This window comes from Lactobacillus colini, assembly GCF_017874575.1.
GTDB classification, from domain to species: Bacteria; Bacillota; Bacilli; order Lactobacillales; family Lactobacillaceae; genus Lactobacillus; species Lactobacillus colini.
In genome coordinates, this window is sequence record NZ_JAGGLU010000002.1 from 222658 (window position 1) to 243204 (window position 20547).

Below are 20547 nucleotides of genomic sequence, written 5' to 3' on the forward strand. Positions count from 1 at the left end.
ACAAAAAGCGACTCAAATGAGTCGCTTTTTTAGCAGCTATACTAACTTCTTCCTAATCCAACCAGAGATCCAGTCAATTAAGATAACCATAATTACGATACCAAGTAAGATAATACCTACACGATTCCATTGACGGTATTGTAAAGCAATAATCAAAGGATAACCAATACCACCTGCACCTACTAAACCTAGAATAGATGCAGAACGCACAGATACATCAAAGCGGTATAAAGTATTAGAAATTAAAGCCGGCATTAAGTTAGGCATAGTTGAGAACATAACAATATTCCACTTAGAACCACCAGCTGCAATCACAGCTTCATTAGCACCGATTTCTAAGTTCTCAATCGCTTCAGAAAACAGCTTAGCTAGCATCCCTACTGAGTGAAATCCTAAGGCAAATACACCAGCAGCCGATCCTGGTCCTACAGCCTTGATAAACATTAAGGCTAGAACAATTTCAGGGAAGGAACGGATTACTGCTAATACTAACTTACCACTACGTGAAGCATACCACTTCTTATGTTTAGTATTAGCTGCCCAAAAGGCAAATGGCAAGGAAATAACTGCTGAAATAAATGTTCCCAAAAAGGCAATACATAAGGTTTCCCATAATTGAGAGATTAAATCTTCACCAGATCCATTCCAAACATAAGACCAGTCAGGATGAAATATCCCAGAAATAATTGCTCCTGCAATTTGACCAGCAGTTGCCTTAATCCCAGAAAAATCCATCCCTGTAAATGACCAAATTATAATCACAATTGAGGCAATTGCTATAAGCCAGTGAATAGTACGAGTCTTGTAGTTTACCGGTTTGGGCGGTAGTTTTTTCAGTGTATTATCCATTATTTCATCAATGCCTCCCTTGATTTAGATGATACATAGTCAATAAGCACAACTACGATAATAATTACAATAATGATCATACCGGTCTTATCATAAGAGAATACTTGTAGAGTCTGTTGCAAGTAAAGACCGATACCACCAGCACCAATATAACCAAGTACAGTTGATGCTCTAACATTAATCTCAAATGCATATAACACATAAGAGATGAAGTAAGTGATGATTTGAGGCATGACTGCAAAATGAATTATTTGTAATTTATTGGCACCTACTGCAGTCAAAGCTTCAATTGGACCTGGGTCAATAGTTTCAATTGCTTCATAAAATAACTTAACCACAACACCGAAGGTAAAGACTGATAAAGCCATCACACCAGCTACAGGCCCAATACCAACTACAGCAACAAAGATCGCACCTAAAAGCAAATCTGGAATTGTTCTGATAATGTTCATAATGAACCGGAGTATTCCAGTTACAGCTTTATTTTTAATAATGTTTCTAGCAATTAATAATGAATATACAAAGGCAACAGCTGAACCAATAACCGTTCCCAAGACAGCCATCTTAATAGTCTCAATCAACAATGGAATAGCAGTTGCAGCATAACTCCAATCAGGATGACACATCTGCACAAATATTTCCGTAAACTGACCAAAGTTTGCTGGATCTAGTAAGACACTGATATGAGCATTAGTAGCATTAACCGATAAGAAAAATCCACCTACTAAGACAATTAACCAGACTAAGTTCATTAATTTGAACTTCTTTTTGGGCAATTCGGTTAGCTTGTGGTCAGTATTCTTACTCATCATCTGCCTCCTTGCCATTGCCGCCATTATAAATATCTTTAAAGACGGCATCTGAGGTTTCACTCATCTTGCCATCGTAGACAATTTCACCTGCTCGAACCCCAATCACGCGATCACCAAATTCCTTAGCTAAATCAACACTGTGCAAGTTAGCAAGCACGGTCATGCCGTATTCTTCATTGAGCATCTTTAAGTCACGCATTACACGTCTAGAAGTCTGAGGGTCAAGAGAAGCAGTCGGTTCATCAGCTAGAATGATCTTAGGATTTTGGGTTAATACTCTGGCAATGGCGACACGTTGCTGCTGACCACCTGATAATTGATCGGCACGAGTATATACCTTATCTGCTAAACCTACTCTTTGCAAGGCTTCATAAGCTTTTTGCTTATCTTCTTTTGTAAATAAGTTGAAGGTAGTCTTCCAAGTTGGATAATATGATACCCGCCCAGTTAAAACATTACGTAAAACGCTAGAACGCTTAACTAAGTTAAAACTCTGGAAAATCATCCCAATATCACGACGGATCATGCGTAAATTCTTGCCTTTAGCATTAGTAATTGACTTGCCATCAATAATTGTATCGCCTTCGGTAATATCCTGCAGGCGATTAATTGACCGCAATAAAGTTGACTTACCGGCACCAGACAACCCTACTACTACAACGAATTCGCCCTTATTGATATTCAAGTTAATATTTTTTAATCCGACAGTACCATTACCGTAAATCTTAGTAACGTTTTTTAATTGAATCATTGGCTGCTCTGACATTAGATCGAGGCTCCTTAATGTAATTGATTTATTATTGCAAAAAAGATAATCATCAATACAGACAATTATCTTTTCCCTTAAAACTGTAAAAGTTAAATTCTACTTCTTAGTGCCTTTTTCGGCAATCTTGTCGTATTCACGAACAATGTTGAAGTCGCTATCTTTAGCATAGTCATAACCTTCATGACTGTAGATAGATTCGATTAACTTTTTACCATCCTTAGATTTGCCGATAGCAATAAATGCCTTAGCAAGCTTCTTTTGGAATGACTTAGACATATCTGGTCTTACAGAGATAGTGTCATTAGGAATTGGCTTAGTGAAGTAGATTGGAACAACCTTATTCATAATGTTTGGTTGATCAGCCTTAACGGTGTTTCTAGCATCTTCAAAGACAAATGCTGCATCAGTATCGCCATTTAAAACATTCAAAACAGCTTGGTCGTGGCCAGTAACAGTAACTAACTTACAGTCCTTTGGAACATCTAAGCCTTTTTTAGCTAATTCAGCAATTGGGAAGATATAACCAGCTGATGAAGTAGGGTTTTGAACTGAGATGCTCTTACCCTTCAAGTCCTTCCAGCTCTTAATCTTAGAACCCTTCTTAACTAAGATTTCTGCACGGTATGACTTAACTAACTTATTAGTTGCCTTACCACCGGGTTGCTTAACACCGTAACGTTCAGCTTGAAGTAAGATGTCAGCTGCTCCTTCTTTATGAGCTAGAACGTAACCATCAGGTGGCAAGAAACCGACATCAACTTTCTTAGATTTCATAGCTTCTACAACAGTGTTGTAGTCGGTTGACATACTTACATGAACAGGAATACCCAAACGCTTAGAAAGCATCTTTTCTAAAGGCTTAGCGCGGGCTTCAAGCTTATTAGCAGCTTGACTTGGTACAAATTGAATGGTTAAAGACTTGGGAGTATATCCCTTAGAACTATCTGACTTCTTACTAGAACATGCTGTTGCAACTACTGCTAGCAATACAGCAAAAAGACCAAGTAGTACTTTTTTGAACTTTTTCATCTTGTCCTCCTAATGGTTCAAAAAATAATTACCAATTCCCGAATTAACAATAGAAAAAAGGCTTAACACAAGTGCAAAAAGCACCAGCGGTTAAGCCTTGTTCATTATCATTAAATTGGGAAACACAGAAACGAGAAAAGACAGTTGCACCAACAACAGCTACAACCGAATCAAAAATTGATACACCTGCATTAGCATATTGTCTTAGCTGTAGCATTGTCAATCCCCCTCTTTTCCAGTTCTGCGTTCATTCGTAAGTATAATAACAAAAATATTCGTCTTTGAATACACTTTTTTCAAAAAAAGTGTATTTTTTTAATTGGACTGTTCCAATTATAGACAAAAAGACCTACTTTTGAATAAAATAGATCTTTTATTTCTGCTTAGAATAACTTACGTTTCTTTTTCTTAGGAACCTTTTTATTATCAATGTCGGTCTTGATAATTAATACATCAGACAATGAGTGTTGGTTAACATATTCAGTTACACTACCCATCAACATTCTTTCAACTGCATTCATACCGGTTGCACCCATAATGGTTAGATCATTATGGTGGTCCTTAATAAAGTCAATAGCAATTATTCTTTTAGGTGAACCATAACGAATGTGGTATGAAATATCAGTGAAGTTAAATTCTTCCTTAGCCCACTTCTGTAAGCTAGTAAGATAATTCTCTGAATCTTGAGTCATTTGGTAAATAGTGTCACCTGAAATTAATGTATCTTGCATTTCACCCATGAATTGGCGAGTATCAATGACATTTAATAAATCAAGATGAGCATGATTATCAATTGCGATCTTTACAGCTTTATCGAATGCACGTTCTGCAGTTTCAGAACCATCAACTGGTACTAAAATATTGTTATAATCTTCTACCATTTGTTTCATCTCCAAGTACTATTAGCGTATTGTTTATACTTAATTTTAACATAATGTCGGCTAAACCATAACGAGTTAAATTATTAACAACTAAAATTTCTCATTACAATTAACTAATTCCATGCTAAAATTATACCGCTAAACTAATTAATACATAACATAAATTTTAAAGAAAGGAAGTCTATTAATGAGCGAAAACTACGATACTAAATTAATTGGGGTAACTTCTGGTCGCAATTTCCGTGAATTAGGCGGCTATGAAACAATTACCGGTCAAAAAATCAAGTATAACAAGTTACTTAGAACTGGTAACCTAGCAGATTTAAACCAACATGACTTGAACTTGTTACATGATTACGGTGTTAAATATGACGTTGACTTTCGAACTGAAAAAGAAAAAAACGACCATCCTGATATAATTCCAGAAGGTGCCCAATATGAATTTGTGCCAGTATTTGGTGATGATTTAACCAATGCATCTAAGGGAATATTTACCTTAGAAACGTCTGCTGAAAAAGATCCTGAATTTGGCTTTAAACATATGTTTGAAGCATATGAGGACATGATTAATGGTCAAACTGCCCAAAAAGCTTATCGCCGCTTTTTTGAATTATTATTAGCTAATACTCAAGACCAGGACGTATTATTATTCCACTGCACAGCTGGTAAAGACAGAACTGGATTTGCGGCATTCTTGGTCCTATCAGCTCTGGGTGTACCACTAGCAACGATTAAGCATGACTACGTACTAACTAATATTACTACACAAGACTTCGTCGAAAATATGCTTAAACAAGCTAAGGCCAAGGGATCAAGTGCTAGGGTCTTACAAGCAATTAATGATATTCAATCAGTCTACCCCGAATATCTTGACCATGCTATCCATGTCATTAATAAAGAGTATGGCAGTAGCAACAACTATTTAAAAGACGTTATGCACCTATCTATTAATGATATTATGGACTTGAGAAGAATCTATCTAACAAACGAATAATTAACGAAAAAAGCTGCCCACAGGCAGCTTTTTAAGCATGTTTAGAATTGATTGACTCGATTAAATTAGCTACCCGCTCTAAAACCGGCTTAGCTAAAGATGGCACTCGGTATAATATTCCTGAAGCTTCTATTACTGGGGTAGTGGTTTTAAAGGGAACTTTACCGACAGTCAAATAGCCATCATAATTTAATAATTTCTTTTCATTAACTTCGCTTATCTTGCAAGTATCAACAACTACCAATTGACTAATACTGCTAAGATTCTTTTCTACTGTTAGCTTAATAGCAGTTGCCGCATTTTCACCTGCTCCACAAGCAGCCAATAAGTGAATTTCTTTTTCCATTATTTAAAATTTTCTTCTAACATTTGGTAAATAATTGCCGGGGAAGTTGAATTAAATAGTTCATTCAAATCATCTGGTGAACTGTCTGCTAAGAAGTCCATAATTCTTGCCAAAATATTGGCATGCTTATCTGGATCATCGTTCAAAATCATAAACAAAAACTTAACTGGCAACTCTTCAGTTGGATTAACCATATTATTAAAAATCACCGAATTTTTCAAAGCAACTGGCACTATCAAACGAGTATTAACAAACTTTCCTTCAGTATGGGGAATTGCCACATTAGGCAACTCTCTAGAAAGTGGTCTCGTTAAAATTCCAGTTGGATACTTTTCTTCACGTTCGATGATATTATCAATAAAGTCTCCCTTTACCAAATTCATTTCTAATAATTTTTGATATACGTCTTTAAATATTTCACTACGATCAGTCTTATCTGTTACAAAAACAGCATCTTCTCTGAAAAGATCTTCTGAAGCCATTTTTTATTGCTCCTTATAATTTAAATATTTTTTATCTACTAATCCATTATAAGCCAAAGCTTGAGACAAATTGAAGTGATAAATTACAATAGTCAAGTCTAGAGTTAAAGTTTTTTTCTGGTAAGGTAGTAATGAAAGTTAGACAAATTTTAAAGGAGTATTTTATGACTAAACAAAAAACTGTTTACTTTGGCGCCGGATGGTTCTCTGACGTCCAAAACAAAGCTTATAAAGAAGCAATAAAGGCTCTTGAAGCTAATCCAACTATTGATTTAGAAAATAGCTACGTACCACTTCAAAATCAATATAAGAACATCCGTGTTGATGAGCACCCTGAATATTTACATGATAAGGAGTGGGCACAAGCAACCTTTAATGGCGACTTAATCGGTATTAGAACTAGTGACATTATGCTGGGTGTTTATGTTCCTAAAGAAGAAGATGTTGGCCTGGGTATGGAATTAGGCTATGCAATGGGACAAGGCAAATATATATTATTAGTTATTCCAGATGAATTCTACGGCCAAGCTATCAACTTAATGAGTTGGGGCGTTGCTGATAACATTATCAAGATGAGCGAATTAAAAGATTTCAACTTCAACCAACCCCGCTTTAACTTCTACGATGGTGCTGTTTACTAATACAAAAGGGACTCTTAATGAGTCCCTTTTTATTTAAGCTTTATATCTAGATACACCATCTAAGTAGGTTTCAACAACAGTCATATCATGGTTCAAAACAATGAAGTCAGCCGGCTTATCAGGCTTAATGGAACCACAATTAGCTAAAATATGACTACTCTTAGCTGGCACATAGCTTGCCATCATAACTGCATCTTCAGCAGTTGCAACATTCCAATCAACGACATTTTTAACTGCATCCTTTAACTCTAAGATACTACCAGCTAAATTATCGCCATCCTTCAGTCGGGCCATTCCATCTCTTACATAAACCGGTAATTCCCCTAGCATATAGTCGCCATCTGGCATCATTCCCGCTTCCATACAGTCAGTAATTAAGGCAATATGTTCTGGACCACGTGCATTGACTAAGGCCCGCACTGCCGGTTCTTCAACATGGTGACCATCACAGATTAACTCATCAGTAGTTAATCTAGAAGCATAAGCTGCACCAACCAAGTTAGGGGAATGTTGTGATAGGGGCTCCATTCCATTATAAGTATGACAAAACATCGTTGCTCCAGCTTCAACACAGGCAATCGCATCTTTAAAGTTAGAAGCTGAATGACCTAAAGAAACGACAACTCCTTCTTTAACTGCAGCTCTTACGAATTCTCTAGCACCGCTTCTTTCTGGTGCCATCGAAATCTTGACTAACATATTATTTGAAGCCTTACGCCACTTCTTAAGCTTAGCAATAGATGGATCTGTCATATATTTAGGATTCTCTGCTCCAGCATGTTCTGGAGTAAAGAATGGCCCTTCAAAGTGAATCCCCTGAATTTTAGCACCAGTTTCTTGACCTTGGTGCTCGGCAAACATCTGACATATTCTAGTCAAGGTATCGTCACTAGCTGTAATAGTAGTTGGTAGCCAGCTCGTAACACCTGCCCTAAGTAAGCCTTCAGAGATCTTATTAATGCCTTCCCAGTCACTCTTCATCACATCCTCTTTTAAACTGCCATGAATGTGAGTGTCAACATAACCAGGCGCTACCCACTTATCACCATATTCAAGAATTTTACCATGACTTGGTCTTTGAGCTTCTGAATAATAAAAGCCAAATTTGCCATCATCTTGAACTTCAAGATAGCCGCCAATTTCTGTTCTATTTTCTAAGAAAAACTTCCCCGCATGAATATAGTAAGTCATATTAATCTTCTTCCTTAATTTGGTATAGACCATATTTTATAATTAAATAATAGCGATTTCTTTACTTATTGTCAATTGAAAAAAGCATTATAGTAAGTTTTTCGTTATAATAAAAGATAAATAACGATTAAAAATAAATTTTATTGTAGAGAAGTTTTGATATGTCTGAATTAAATAATCAACAAGAACATCCAATTAGTCCTTTGACCAAAGTTGCCAAGGGGACACGTTTTTATGAATTACAATTTGCTGGCGGCGAAAGAGCCCGCTTATATATTGTAGCTGAAGGAATTTTTAGGCTAGTTTTAGATCCAAGTCAAGAATTTGCACCACTAGATCCAGCATTAACCATTCCAATTAGCGACTTTAGTCTGCGTCCATTTGAAGAATCACAACTGCTCGTCACAGATGAAACTTTTACTATTAAGAGTGCCCAATATTCACTTCGCTTGCAAAAGAATCCCGCCCTCTTTAGTATTTTTGATGATAATTTGCATCGCTATCGTTTAAAGCAGGAGCGGTCGCTTCAGATTGGACCTAGCTCAACTAGCGAGATTCTTTTTCAAAATAAAAATGAATTCTATTATGGCGGTGGTATGCAAAATGGTCGCTTTAGTCACAAGGGACACACCATTGAAATTAAAAACACCAATTTAACTGGTCGTGATGGTGTAGCTGTTCCTGAGAGCTTCTTTTGGTCTAATGCTGGCTTTGCTGAATTACGCAATACTTGGCAAGATGGGCTTTACAACTTTAACTTTGAAGATGGTCAAGCAGTTGCTATCAGCCATCAAAGTCCGATTTTTGATAGTTTTTATTTAATTGGTGACACACCAGCTGCCCTAATTAGCCAATATTATAGGTTAACTGGCAAGCCGCTGTTCCTACCTAAGTATGCCTTAGAATTAGGACATATCGGCAACTTTATCGAAACAGCTTGGAGTGATGCTAAAGCACAGGATTTAAGTTCCATTAAATTCGAAGACGGCAATAATTATATGCAAACAACTGATAAAGATAAAATTGTTGCCCATTCATCCCTCAATGGTGAAGATAAGTATCAATTTTCAGCTCGAGCAATGGTCGAACGTTACCAAAAAAACGATATTGATCTCAAATGGATTATTCCTAATTTTAAGAGCAATACCCCTCTAGGAATTGAATCAGTTGATAGCTTCACTGAATTTGCTGAAAAAAACGGCATTAAAGTTGGGTATTACAACGCCTTGCCTACTAATGCACCTGCCAACTTAGTACTCACTAAAAAAGCACACGCCAGCTCGAGCAATGGTCAATTGCTAAAAAACATTGCCACAATTAGTAAAGAACTCGTGAAAAAGAACGCCAACAATCGCCCTTGGGTCATGTCTTCAAATGGTTGGAGTGCAATTCAAACCTTGGCTACCACCGCAATTGATGGCGTTGGTGGAGAATGGGATGAAATTGCTACTCAAGTTGACAGCTTCATCGGAATGTCGCTTTCAGGTCAGCCAAATGTCGGCGGGGCAATTGATGGTGCATATAGTGGTGGTAACGCACAAGTTAGTGTCCGTGACTTAGAATGGAAGATCTTTACCCCACTTTTATTCAATATGGATAATTTTGGCTCTGTGCAAAAGACCCCATTTGCCTTTAATTCCAAGATAACTAGAATTAATAAGGCCTACCTAAACTTAAGAAAGCAATTATTACCATACCTTTATACCCTTACAAGAACAGCCCAAGCTGGTAATCCTGTAATTCGCCCCCTATTTATCTCTTTCCCACATGAAAGGATTAATTACACCGACCAGATCAAGCATGAGTTTATGTTAGGTGACAGCTTATTAATTGCACCAATTACCAATGGTCGTGAAGATAGTGATGGTAACTCTATTAAGGATAACCTCTACTTACCAGACCATAGGACTGTTTGGATCGACTTATTCACTGGTGAAAAATTACTCGGTGGTCGCTTCTATGATAAGTTCTACTATCCTCTCTGGCACTTGCCAGTCTTTGTCCGTGGCGGGGCAATTATCCAGACTGGTCTTCGCAGTGCAAATATCTTCCCGCAAGGACAGAGTTCCAAGGTATTGTATGATGACGACGGCGCTACTAACCAATATGAAAAAGGCCACTTTGCCACAACTAAGGTTGAAAGTTCACTTGATGGCGCTAACTTAGAAGTTACAGTTCACCCAACTGAAGGTAATTATGAAGGCCTCAGCCTCCACCAAACTACCCGACTAAATATTATGGCTGACCGCTACCCTGGCCGAGTAATCTTGAAGATTAACGATGAACCAATGGAATTAAGAGAATACCGTGATGAAAAGAGCTTTGAACAAGCTGAATCTGGTTACTTCTTCAAGCAAGACTTCATGCCATGTAAGAAGTTCGGTCAATTTACAGGGCAACTTCAACCAGCAGTTCAAATTAAGCTTGATTCTAAAGACATCTCGCAAACCGAATATAAAATTAAAATCGAAAACTTTAGTTACGCTAGCCAAGTAGAACGCCATGCTATTATTGATTCTGCGATGAGCTCACCTCGTAGTGCAGCAATCTTAACCGAACGCCTAACTTCACGTAGTATCACACTAACTTGGACTAACCCGCCAGCCTTCGCTCAAAAGAATGTTACTGCAGATATTGAAGTTAACGGCTTAGTTCATACTAATATTGATGGCGATACTTTCACCTTCCATGAACTACAACCAAATACTCGCTACCGTTTTAGAATTAGAAACAAGTTTGGTACTAAGGTTTCAGATTGGTCAGAATACTTTGGCACTAAGACCAAGCCAGATCAAATGAACTATGCGATTAAAAATATTGCAGTTGAAAGTACGCTTAAGTCCAATCCAGAATGGCCACTATCTAACTTAGTTGACTTACGATTAGGTAGCGAATGGCTAACTCAAGAAAAGATAACCGATGAAAAGCATTTAGAACTAACCTTTAGCTTCGATCATGCCTATAAATTAAGCAGGATGGTATACATTCCACGCTCACGCGACCACAAAGGTCATATTCTTAGAGCGCAGGTCGCAATCTCTAAAGATGGCGAAAATTACAGTGACTACAGTAAAGAATACAACTGGCCAAATGACGCTAAGAATAAGGTCATCGGGATGCGTGATGTTATAGCTAAATCGATCAAATTAAGAGTATTACTATCAACCGACGGACTTGCATCAGCCAAGGAAATACTATTCTTCGTGGCTAAAGATTAATAAATGGAGAAAACAATATGCGTAAATTAATTTCAACTAGCGTTCTTGCTACAGCAATGGTTACATTACTATCGGGTTGTTATAGCGTAAAGCATACTGATAGCCATAGTCATCATAATGTTGAAATACATAGTCAAAAGATAGTTTCTGAGAATCTTTCTCAACAGAAGTTTTCTAACCTAAAGATTGATGTTTCAGACGCTGACATTATCTTTAAAAATGGGTCTAATTATCAGGTCAAATATACTGGTAATAAAAAAACTAAACCTACCGTTCAGCAAAATGGCGACAGTCTAACTATTAAAGATAAGTCATCATTTTCAATTGATTCTGATGCAGACGCTACGCTTACAATTACTATCCCTGAAAAATTACTAGATAAAGTTGATATTTCAACTAATGATGGTGACATTTCTGGTGAAAATATCCATGCTCAGACTATTAACTTATCTTCTGATGACGGTGATGTTAAGTTCGACGATTTAACTGCTAAAGATGGTAAGATTAACCTCTCTGATGGTGATATTCATCTTAAAAACCTGAAAACAACCAGTGGCTTCAATATTAATACTGACGATGGGGATGTTATGATCCACAAGACTAACGCCAGTGGATTATCATTAACTGCAGATGATGGAATTATCAGTGTTGCTAGTGATAGAACTAATACTGCAACATATAAGAAGAACATTCATTCTAAGAATGTCTTACACATTTCAACTTCAGACGGTGATATTACAGTTAGATAAAAAAAGAAGGCAAATGCCTTCTTTTTTTATGCCGCAATTTTCAAATGTTGTAGCCATTCAATACTCATCTTGAACCACCTAGCTGCATGAGGGTTTACCAGCCAAGGCTTATCCTTATATTCTAAATTAGCTAAGCCTAGCGAATAACCATGCATCCCCTTATCAAACAAGTGGGCTTCAAATGGCACATTATGCTCTCTCAATGCTGTTAAATATTCAATCGCATTATTAATCAATACAACTGCATCATCAACCGTTTGAAAGATAAATGTTGGTGGTGTCTGCTTAGTCACTCCCTTAGCAGTATCTAATAACTCTGCTTCTTTAGGTAGATAGGCCATTTGCGCTGCAGGGACCTCAATCCCTATCTTATTAATGTCAATCAGGGGATAGCCAAGAATTGTCGCATTCGGTGCAACTTCATCATGCTTGAAGCCAAATTTATTTTGCCACTTTTGACTTTCAGCCATTACATTGACTGCACTTGCGACATGACCACCTGCTGAAAAGCCAATTGTAACAATCTTATCAGGATCAATACCTAGCTTTTCACTATTGTCCCTAAAATACTTGATAGCCATCAAGCCGCTCAGAGCCGCATCAGGATATATCGGCTGAGGATCTGTTACCAAGTTATAGGATATAATTGCACATTCAAAACCATACATCGCATAAGCTAGGGCCACAGGCTCTCCTTCTCTTAAACTTATGTGCGTAAAATGTCCGCCAGGAAAAATAACCATCAATGGCCTTTTCCTTATCTTCAAGCGTGTGTCTTCTTGTAATTGATAATAGTTGACCTTAAATTTACAATTATTAAAATTAGTTAACTCCAACTCTCTAACTTTCATATCCTACCTTCTTCTAATGATTATCTTTATCTAATGTATGTGCTAATAAATAAGTTGTCAGCGGTATTGTTAACAAGACACCGATAAACGAATAAATAATAATCATGCTCTCACTTATAAAAAGCTTATCATTTAAAATATCAAAAAGTGAATAATTTAGTCTCATATACCAAATAAAAAGTGGTAAAAAGCTGCCGAACAACCCGAATAAAATGGTATTTAAAGCCGTTCCTAAAATATCCGTCCCTACTTGGTTACCGTTATGAAGTAACTGGGTTCGATTGATATTAGGATCATGGCGCTTCAGTTCTAAAAGACCCGCGCTCATTGCAACACTAGCTTCTGCAATTGCTCCTAGAGTTGAAAAAATAGTCACAATAATTGAAATCTGAGGAAAGCTAATACCTACATTTAAAGACAGTCCTACAAGTTCTTCACTAGCTTGATCACCAAAGCCAGCTGCTTGGGCAAAGTGCTCAAAAATAATTATTGTCAAAATAATTGTTACGCTTACTAATAACGCCGTTATGAATGAATTTTTGGCAACGGCATAATCATGCGTCCCCAAATAAATTATTGTCAATAACTTGAGCGGAATAAAAATTATCCCTACCCAAACTATATCTACACCCCAAGAGATAAGTAAGGCTACTAGGATTACTAGGCAAGCATTAAGTATTACGCTCAGGTAACTTTTTAAACCTGTTGTGCCACCAACAATTAACATCAAGGCAAATAATAAAATTAATAAAGCAGTCAGGGTATTCATCTTCGGGCCTTCTTTTTCAAAAATATTATGCTACAAAAAGTTGAAAAAACAATTGTTAAAACAATTCCCACAGCCGATATTAAACTCTGAATTACGCCTAGCGATAAGGCAAATTGAAAAGTATAGTTCAAAGTATTATTATCACGCAAAAATAAAATCGTCATCGGCAAAGCTTCCGCCATGAAAATTAGTACCAAGACATTAATCAGCGGTCCCATAATCTCCTGTCCCATTGTGCGGCCGCTCAAAATCATTTCTCTAATAGTCAAGCTTGCCTTATGCTTAGCCAAGGCGTGTAAGCTAGATATAATGTCCGTTGCTTCATCCATTACTGCTCCTAATACTCCTAATAAGGCTTGGGCTAAAAACAGCGAGCGTGGATCTTGAGTTGCATAATCCACAGCTTCATACTTAATACCTGACTCATGTGTCAGCCGCATAATTAAGTAGCAAATGCCAAATGAAACAAATACCCCTAGCAGTGTCGCTAGTAAGGTTACGAGCATTTTTCGATTTAGGCCTTGGGCCAAAAGAAGTGAAACAAAAGTAAATAAAATCACTGCTAGTCCATAAATTAAAAAGGTCTTAGTACCATTTTCAATAATATCAAACTTAATAATAAAGAAAAAAATCACCGCATTTAAGACCAGAGACGCCATTAACATTATGGTATGTCTTCCTGCTAATAAGGCTAAAATACTCAACATTATGAAAAAGCCCAAAACTAGGACCCAGTCACGCTTAGGACTCATAACCTTGGCTTTATGCTTAACAAAGGCAACGATTACCCTTTGATGAGGACGGTACTTATAAGTAACTGCCTGTGATGGCGAATAAACATTATGAACAACATAGGTCTTACCCTTATTCTTACCTGAGAGGACCTTAACCTTCATTGTTTGCTGGCGAATTTCATCGTTATTCTTATAGCTGTCCTCAGTTTTATTCACTAATTCGTCTTTAATGTGATTACTAGTAATTACCCCAACTGGTCTAGTAGCCCAACTGGTTGAATAATAGCAGATACTAGCTAGTATGATCCCAGTTATTAAGATCGCAAGACTAACTAGTATTTTTTTATTTAGATACAAACAATCGCCCCTTTTCGATAATTATAATTATGCTACTAGAGACATAATTGAGTAACGATTGTTGCAATTTTTAAAAGTATCATAAAAAATCAATTCTAAAAAAAGATACAGCTTCCACTTAAGCTATATCTTCTTTCATTATTTAAAAATTCTCTGCCACCAATGTCTCTTAGTCCTACGTGGTTGAACTTGCATTTGTGCTAAAGTGCGATGAATGGCTTCGGCTTGTTTTTCTTGATTTTCGCGAGCCTTTTCCATGATTTCTTCATGCATTTCATCTGCGCTTTTCTTCTTATCAGCTTCAATTTGAGCAGCCATTGCCTCTTTTTTCTTTTCAGCATCGGTCTTTAATTGAGGCTGGTCAAAATTTTTCTCAGGACCAACTTTTGCTTCCTCAGCGTCTTGCATCTTAATTGCATTATCTTCTTGAATTGTGTCGGACGGCTGAGCTAATTGGTGTGAACTATCAATCAACTTGCGGTTTTGCTCTTCGACGCGTGCAATTTGCTTTTGCAAATCTTGAATCGCTTTATTTTGGCTTGTGATAGTATTCTGCAGCATTGTCAATAACTTGATTACCTGCTTAGCATCAACCATCGTACTGCCTTGAGCATTATTGGCTATAGTATCAACAGCTTTAGTTTTAGCGCTACTCTTATCAGATGCATCACTAATAGCAAAAATCTGTTGTGCTGCTTCTTGCAGTGTTAAATCATCATCCTTAGCTAAGTGTTGTAAGGTTCTTAAATCGGCGATATTCTTCTTGCTATACAAGCGGGCCTTTTGCTTAGTTCGCTCATAGTAGTTTTTATTGCCGGTAACCTTCTCAACTAATAAAGAATATTTTCTTAAAGTTGCTACACTAATATCTAAGTCTTGGGCAGCTTTAGCAGGCGCAGCAAGTTCTTCAAAATTGTGGTCGCGTTCCATTTAATCTCTCACTCTTTTACTCGTGTTTATGTAATAGGGTCTTCTTATGATTGTAACGCTCTATACCCAAATTAATCAAACGTGTAATTAATTCACTATAAGGAATTCCTACTTCTTCGAATAATTTTGGATACATTGAGATATTGGTAAAGCCAGGAAGTGCGTTAACTTCCGTCAAGATAATTGCATTATCTTCTTGACGAAGCATAAAGTCGATTCTCGACATACCGCTACATTCAGTTGCTTGGTAGACCTTCAATGCATCGCGGCGAACGTTCTCAATAATCTCTTCAGGCAAGTCGGCAGGAATCTGAAGAGTTGAAGTAGAATCTGAATTATACTTGTTCTCATAAGTGTAGAAAGAATCCTTAGCGTTAGTAATCTGTCCTGCGCCAGAAACAATTGGCTTATCATTACCTAATACTGCTGTTTCAACTTCACTGCCATGGACAGTTTCTTCAACTAAGACCTTATCATCATACTTAAAGGCGTCTTCTAAGGCAGCCTTATATTCTTCGGCATTCAATACATGGTTAACACCAACAGATGACCCCTGGTTAGAAGGCTTAACGAACAAGTCCTGACCTAATTCTTGGGCAACATAATCATAATCTAACTTCTTGTTATCCTTGTCATCGTATTCAGGACGCTTAATCGAAATCCACTTAGATACCTTAACTCCAGCTCTTTGAGCTAGGATCTTGGTCATTTCCTTATCCATCGTTACAGCAGCAGCCAAGACATCATCGCCTACAAATGGCTTATCCATAATTCTGAATAAACCTTGCAGTGCTCCATCTTCTCCTAAATTACCATGAACTATTGGGAAGAAAACATCCATCTCCGGACGATCTTGTAATTCAATAATATTAGAAATATTAACTACCTTATGCGGGTTAGCAACAGTCATCTTAGGATCTTGCAATACCTTACGTGAATCTTCATCATTAGCTAAGTAGCCATCATTAGTGATCCACATTGGATATACATCAAACTTACTAGTATCAATTGCATTATAAATATTGTGGGCTGACATGATAGAAACTTCATATTCAGAAGAATTTCCACCGAAGATCAGACCAACCTTTAATTTTTTAGTCATTATTTTTCTCCTTTTAGTCCCTGAATCCTTATTATAAACAATGTAGACCTAGTGCGTGAGCTTTTTTAGAAAAAAAGTATTAAATCCATCAATTTCTTACAGAATGATAAGACAATTAGCTATAATATAGTTACAAGGAAAGGAGGCTCACGATGCGTTTTAAGCAAAAAATTATTATCGCATTGCTTAGCACTACACTAATTGGTCCATATGCGGCTAACACAGGGCTAGCGTATGCGACATCTTTTACTCAAAGTGAAAGTAGCAAAATAAAGAATCTTCAAAATCAATATGCAAATTTGCCTAAAATGGTATTTGCTAAGAATAATATTTATTCAAAGGCACCTCATTTAAGCTCACCATTTTCAGCGGGAATATTAACTGATTCATACGTTTCTAGTCAACTAGCATATATTAATTTTTATCGTAGTCTTTTTAACTTGCCGGCAATTACCACTAATCCTACTGATAATGATAATGCTCAAGTTACTGCTAGTGTCATGGCCGCAATCAATGCTAATCCTTTTAAGAATCAACACGGATTACCTAACGAAAAGCGCCCTAAATACATCAGTAAGATAAATTGGTCTATTGCTAAGAATGTGTCTGCCAGCTCTAACTTGAACTTTAATGTTTCTGATCAGTCAGCTGGGGATGTAATTACTGACTTATTGACAGATAGTTATAACTTAGATGGTTCTGATACAGGCCACCGTGCTTGGCTACTATCTTCCAGATTGACAACCACGGGCATTGGCGCAGCTTACGGCTCTAATGGCTACCGCTATTCAGTCCAACAAGTCGCCTATGCTAGCGATAGCTTCAAGGCTGCTGCTGTTCCTACAGTTACTTATCCAGCTTCAGGTATCTTTCCAATTGAATTACTAAAAGGAAAAAACATCGCCTGGTCGCTCTACCTGTCTGACCGCACAGTCTTAGGAAAGCCTACTATTACAATTACCGACTTAGATACAGGGCAAATGGTCAAAGCAACCAAAGTTAAAAACTACTCTAGTGGCGGTTATGGTAACTTCGCTACAGTCTTGACCTACTTCCCTGGTAACTTAAATTTAGTAGCTGGACACTCATATTCTGTCAAGATCAAGGGAGTATATAACTACACATTTAAGCTCTATAATCTAAATACTGCTGATGAAACAAGCGCTGCTACAACAGATAATACTGAATCCAATAAGTCAACTAATTCGACTGACTATAACGTTACAGTACCTAAAGTTGAAGACAGTAAGCAGTCAAATGCTTCCTCAAGCTTAAATATTGATAACTCTGCTACTAGTGGCGAGAATTTAACTAGCTCTAATAAAACAGCTATTAACTTCGATAACGCAACTCAAACAGAGAATAACGATACTAGCGCTAATAACAATAATCAGATTGAGGACGTAGTTGATATTCGTCCTAACTTATTATTAGAAGGCGAGAAGATACGTGATGGCCTCTCTACTAGTAGGTTGCTTAATACTAGCCTGTTCGGTCGTTCGTACCAAGATGGCAAGACTTACTATAATCTAGGTTCGAATCAATGGTTCAGGGGCTTCTACATTACTTCTAATCCACAATTAAATGCAGGGTTAGTTAATGTTACGCAGGCAACTATTGACCGCAATATATATTCTAGTCCCTATGATGAATTAAGGAAGGTGCCTATTACACAATTAACTCCCGGTAAGAGTTATCCTTATGGACAGACAATTACTATCGGCGATACAGTCTGGTATTACCTTGGGCCTCATCAATGGATTAGGCAGCCTTTAAGCCAGACAGACAACTTAATCTAATGAAAATGCATGACACTAATCTGCCATGCATTTTTTAATTTTCAGTTGTTAATTGCCATAAAATCATATTCATTATGAATAAATTACACCAATTTTGTTATAAGCCTATTTAATAAAAGATATATACTTAATGCATTTAATTAAAATAACTATACCAATTTTATAGTTGTCTTTTATTTATAGATAAACTCATATTGTACCAGTTACAAAAAATGATTTGAAGTTTATAATGATATTTGCTATTATATAGTTAGAAGTAAGCGGTTTAATTACTAATTTTAAAATTACTTTCTCACGCTATATATTCAGAGTTATTCAGAAAGGAGAATTCTTATGTCACTTAAAAAAATTATTACCGTAAGCTCTATGCTAATCTCATGCTTCGCAACATTTTTATTAACTCAAAATTCTGTTGTAAAAGCTAATACATTTTCAAATGTGACAACAGCACAAAGAAATTATACCCAAAATAAGCAAGATCTAAATAATGTCGACAGGTATATAGCCGTAGAGAATAATAAGTTTACTATTTTGCCTTCCGCATACCAAAACTTAAATTCAAATCAAATTTCAGAAATACAAGAATATATTAATACTGCTAATCAAATAGTAAAGAATTATAATGCAATAATTGATGTAAAAACAAAAAAAGCAACTATATCGCCCTACCAAGATAGATCATATGGCAAAAATGCAATTGAAATTCATTGGAATTATGCTCGTATTTACTTAGATGCTGGGCAAGCTAAGGCTTTAGCTACTGCCGCTATTAGCGGAGGTTCAACTGCTTTAGGAGGCTTCTTTGCAAACATAGGAGGTGCTGCAGCTGGAGCTGCCATTGGTGGATATTTGTCCTCAGTAGTAGGAGATAACATCAAAAGTGGTATATGGGTAGATTACAATTACTTCTTAGGATCTATAAATAGATTTGGGTGGCAATAAGTTATGAAACACAGTAAACTAAAATATATTATTTTAGGATTAATAGTTGCTTTAAGTGAATACATTTATTCAATATTGTTATCTTCACATATAACAAATATTTTTATCAGAGGAACGATAGCGGCAGCTATAGCACTAATCGCTGTTTTGGTACTTTATTTGCTAGAACGAAAAGATAATCACTAACTGCTTACTTTTAAAATAGTACTTAAAAATGCATGACACTAACCTGCCATGCATTTTTTTAATTTTCAGTTGTTAATTGCCATAAAATCGCACTAATTACAAATAAAATTACGCCAATTATGACTAGCTCTAAGAAGATCCCACTAGCAATCTCCAAGAAATACCCAATCCCTAATATTAATCCTTCAACATTAAAGATTAACGGTACTGCTGCCAGCAGTCCATAAATAACTATGAACAAGCTTCCTACCCACATTATCGCAGCCATGATCGTATGAATGAATTCCTTCTTACCTAGTAAGTGCTTCATACTCCTAATCACAGATACCGATGATAGCAAGCACATAATAATTATAATTATATTTACGACGACAAATAATGTTTCAATATTGGCACTTAAAGTTACTGACGACAAGTCAAAGCCAGTAATAACTGAGTAAATTCCTCGATCAGTATATTTCTTTAAATGATTCTTAACAGATTGAGCTTCCTGAGAAGAATTACTGTCTATTTTTTTCAAGATGACTTGTCGAATATCTTCAGCTAAGTTAGCATTCTCTGCTCTAAACCAATGCACACCCAAAGTATAATCAACCATCGCATTAGCGATCGGTTTAGTTTGCTTTTCAGTTAGTATATTACTTGTATCACCATTACGATCAGCACCGATAGTTTCGGCAAAATTATCAAACCTTTCATTGATAAATTGTTCAGCTACAACGGCATTGCTTTCTTTGCTTAGTTGCTTTTTCATGAAACTAGGGTTCATAAACGTTAATAAGCTAAACACTAATGTAATGGTCGTAAAGATAATAAAAATTAAAGATCTTTTATTATGAGCATTTTGGGCCTGATCAATTCGCCGTAATTCACTACGCGAACCTGCTACCATATGCTAATCCTTTCAAATTTTGTG

22 protein-coding genes are annotated in these 20547 nt (G+C 36.6%); 7 read left to right on the top strand and 15 right to left on the bottom strand.

Annotation, left to right across the window (positions count from 1 at the left end; translation table 11 throughout):
- Nucleotides 1–36 precede the first annotated feature (36 nt).
- From phnE (J2Z60_RS03000) to J2Z60_RS03025, 6 genes are all read right to left on the bottom strand, one after another.
- The gene (gene phnE, locus J2Z60_RS03000) at nt 37–849 is read right to left on the bottom strand and encodes a phosphonate ABC transporter, permease protein PhnE (RefSeq protein ID WP_209686183.1); all 813 of its coding nucleotides are present in this window, start codon (nt 847–849) and stop codon (nt 37–39) included.
- A complete protein-coding gene (gene phnE / locus J2Z60_RS03005) occupies nt 849–1658 on the bottom strand; it encodes a phosphonate ABC transporter, permease protein PhnE (RefSeq protein ID WP_209686184.1) in 810 nt (269 codons plus the stop codon). The genes phnE (J2Z60_RS03000) and phnE (J2Z60_RS03005) overlap by 1 nt, the downstream gene beginning before the upstream one ends.
- Nucleotides 1651–2427, bottom strand: coding sequence for a phosphonate ABC transporter ATP-binding protein (phnC, locus tag J2Z60_RS03010; RefSeq protein WP_209686185.1), 777 nt, complete (start codon nt 2425–2427; stop codon nt 1651–1653). Before phnC ends, phnE (J2Z60_RS03005) begins: the two co-directional genes overlap by 8 nt.
- A gap of 99 nt (nt 2428–2526) precedes the next feature.
- On the bottom strand, nt 2527–3459 hold the full coding sequence (locus J2Z60_RS03015) for a phosphate/phosphite/phosphonate ABC transporter substrate-binding protein (RefSeq protein ID WP_209686186.1): 933 nt from the start codon (nt 3457–3459) through the stop codon (nt 2527–2529).
- Between the two features lie 43 nt (nt 3460–3502).
- Complete coding sequence (locus tag J2Z60_RS03020; RefSeq protein WP_209686187.1) at nt 3503–3676, bottom strand: hypothetical protein; 174 nt, start codon at nt 3674–3676, stop codon at nt 3503–3505.
- Nucleotides 3677–3842: 166 nt separating this feature from the next.
- Nucleotides 3843–4340: a universal stress protein gene (locus tag J2Z60_RS03025; protein WP_209686188.1), complete on the bottom strand. Its 498-nt coding sequence runs from the start codon at nt 4338–4340 to the stop codon at nt 3843–3845.
- Between the two features lie 187 nt (nt 4341–4527).
- Between J2Z60_RS03025 and J2Z60_RS03030 the strand changes: the two genes are divergently transcribed.
- The gene (locus tag J2Z60_RS03030) at nt 4528–5334 is read left to right on the top strand and encodes a tyrosine-protein phosphatase (protein ID WP_209686189.1); all 807 of its coding nucleotides are present in this window, start codon (nt 4528–4530) and stop codon (nt 5332–5334) included.
- Between the two features lie 31 nt (nt 5335–5365).
- Here J2Z60_RS03030 and J2Z60_RS03035 read toward each other — a convergent pair whose 3' ends face one another.
- Both J2Z60_RS03035 and J2Z60_RS03040 read right to left on the bottom strand, forming a co-directional pair.
- Nucleotides 5366–5680, bottom strand: coding sequence for a PTS sugar transporter subunit IIB (locus J2Z60_RS03035; protein ID WP_209686190.1), 315 nt, complete (start codon nt 5678–5680; stop codon nt 5366–5368).
- Nucleotides 5680–6162: a PTS sugar transporter subunit IIA gene (locus J2Z60_RS03040; RefSeq protein WP_209686191.1), complete on the bottom strand. Its 483-nt coding sequence runs from the start codon at nt 6160–6162 to the stop codon at nt 5680–5682. Before J2Z60_RS03040 ends, J2Z60_RS03035 begins: the two co-directional genes overlap by 1 nt.
- 164 nt (nt 6163–6326) lie before the next feature.
- Here J2Z60_RS03040 and J2Z60_RS03045 point away from each other — a divergent pair, with 164 nt between their 5' ends.
- Nucleotides 6327–6803 (top strand): nucleoside 2-deoxyribosyltransferase, encoded by a 477-nt coding sequence (locus J2Z60_RS03045; protein ID WP_209686192.1) that lies wholly within the window; start codon nt 6327–6329, stop codon nt 6801–6803.
- A gap of 33 nt (nt 6804–6836) precedes the next feature.
- On the opposite strand, the gene nagA is transcribed toward J2Z60_RS03045, so the two are convergent.
- Complete coding sequence (nagA, locus tag J2Z60_RS03050) at nt 6837–7994, bottom strand: N-acetylglucosamine-6-phosphate deacetylase (RefSeq protein WP_209686193.1); 1158 nt, start codon at nt 7992–7994, stop codon at nt 6837–6839.
- 161 nt (nt 7995–8155) lie between these two features.
- Between nagA and J2Z60_RS03055 the strand changes: the two genes are divergently transcribed.
- Together J2Z60_RS03055 and J2Z60_RS03060 are read left to right on the top strand one after the other, a co-directional pair.
- The gene (locus J2Z60_RS03055; protein WP_209686194.1) at nt 8156–11212 is read left to right on the top strand and encodes a TIM-barrel domain-containing protein; all 3057 of its coding nucleotides are present in this window, start codon (nt 8156–8158) and stop codon (nt 11210–11212) included.
- Nucleotides 11213–11229: 17 nt separating this feature from the next.
- Entirely contained in the window at nt 11230–11961 is a 732-nt protein-coding gene (locus J2Z60_RS03060) for a DUF4097 family beta strand repeat-containing protein (RefSeq protein WP_209686195.1), read from the top strand.
- A gap of 26 nt (nt 11962–11987) precedes the next feature.
- On the opposite strand, the gene J2Z60_RS03065 is transcribed toward J2Z60_RS03060, so the two are convergent.
- From J2Z60_RS03065 to J2Z60_RS03085, 5 genes are all read right to left on the bottom strand, one after another.
- Nucleotides 11988–12812 carry an alpha/beta hydrolase gene (locus J2Z60_RS03065; protein WP_209686196.1) on the bottom strand — a complete coding sequence of 275 codons (825 nt, stop codon included), beginning with the start codon at nt 12810–12812 and terminating at the stop codon, nt 11988–11990.
- 13 nt (nt 12813–12825) lie between these two features.
- On the bottom strand, nt 12826–13581 hold the full coding sequence (locus J2Z60_RS03070) for a YibE/F family protein (protein WP_209686197.1): 756 nt from the start codon (nt 13579–13581) through the stop codon (nt 12826–12828).
- On the bottom strand, nt 13578–14672 hold the full coding sequence (locus tag J2Z60_RS03075; RefSeq protein WP_209686198.1) for a YibE/F family protein: 1095 nt from the start codon (nt 14670–14672) through the stop codon (nt 13578–13580). The genes J2Z60_RS03070 and J2Z60_RS03075 overlap by 4 nt, the downstream gene beginning before the upstream one ends.
- 138 nt (nt 14673–14810) lie before the next feature.
- Complete coding sequence (locus J2Z60_RS03080; protein WP_209686199.1) at nt 14811–15602, bottom strand: transcriptional regulator; 792 nt, start codon at nt 15600–15602, stop codon at nt 14811–14813.
- A gap of 16 nt (nt 15603–15618) precedes the next feature.
- On the bottom strand, nt 15619–16704 hold the full coding sequence (locus J2Z60_RS03085) for a D-alanine--D-alanine ligase family protein (RefSeq protein ID WP_209686200.1): 1086 nt from the start codon (nt 16702–16704) through the stop codon (nt 15619–15621).
- 152 nt (nt 16705–16856) lie between these two features.
- Between J2Z60_RS03085 and J2Z60_RS03090 the strand changes: the two genes are divergently transcribed.
- The 3 genes from J2Z60_RS03090 (at nt 16857) to J2Z60_RS03100 (ending at nt 19631) form a co-directional block, all read left to right on the top strand.
- Complete coding sequence (locus tag J2Z60_RS03090; protein WP_209686201.1) at nt 16857–18503, top strand: CAP domain-containing protein; 1647 nt, start codon at nt 16857–16859, stop codon at nt 18501–18503.
- Nucleotides 18504–18836: 333 nt separating this feature from the next.
- The gene (locus tag J2Z60_RS03095; RefSeq protein ID WP_209686202.1) at nt 18837–19445 is read left to right on the top strand and encodes a hypothetical protein; all 609 of its coding nucleotides are present in this window, start codon (nt 18837–18839) and stop codon (nt 19443–19445) included.
- Between the two features lie 3 nt (nt 19446–19448).
- Nucleotides 19449–19631 (top strand): hypothetical protein, encoded by a 183-nt coding sequence (locus J2Z60_RS03100; protein ID WP_209686203.1) that lies wholly within the window; start codon nt 19449–19451, stop codon nt 19629–19631.
- Nucleotides 19632–19689: 58 nt separating this feature from the next.
- Here J2Z60_RS03100 and J2Z60_RS03105 read toward each other — a convergent pair whose 3' ends face one another.
- A complete protein-coding gene (locus tag J2Z60_RS03105) occupies nt 19690–20523 on the bottom strand; it encodes a hypothetical protein (protein ID WP_209686204.1) in 834 nt (277 codons plus the stop codon).
- Nucleotides 20524–20547 lie beyond the last annotated feature (24 nt).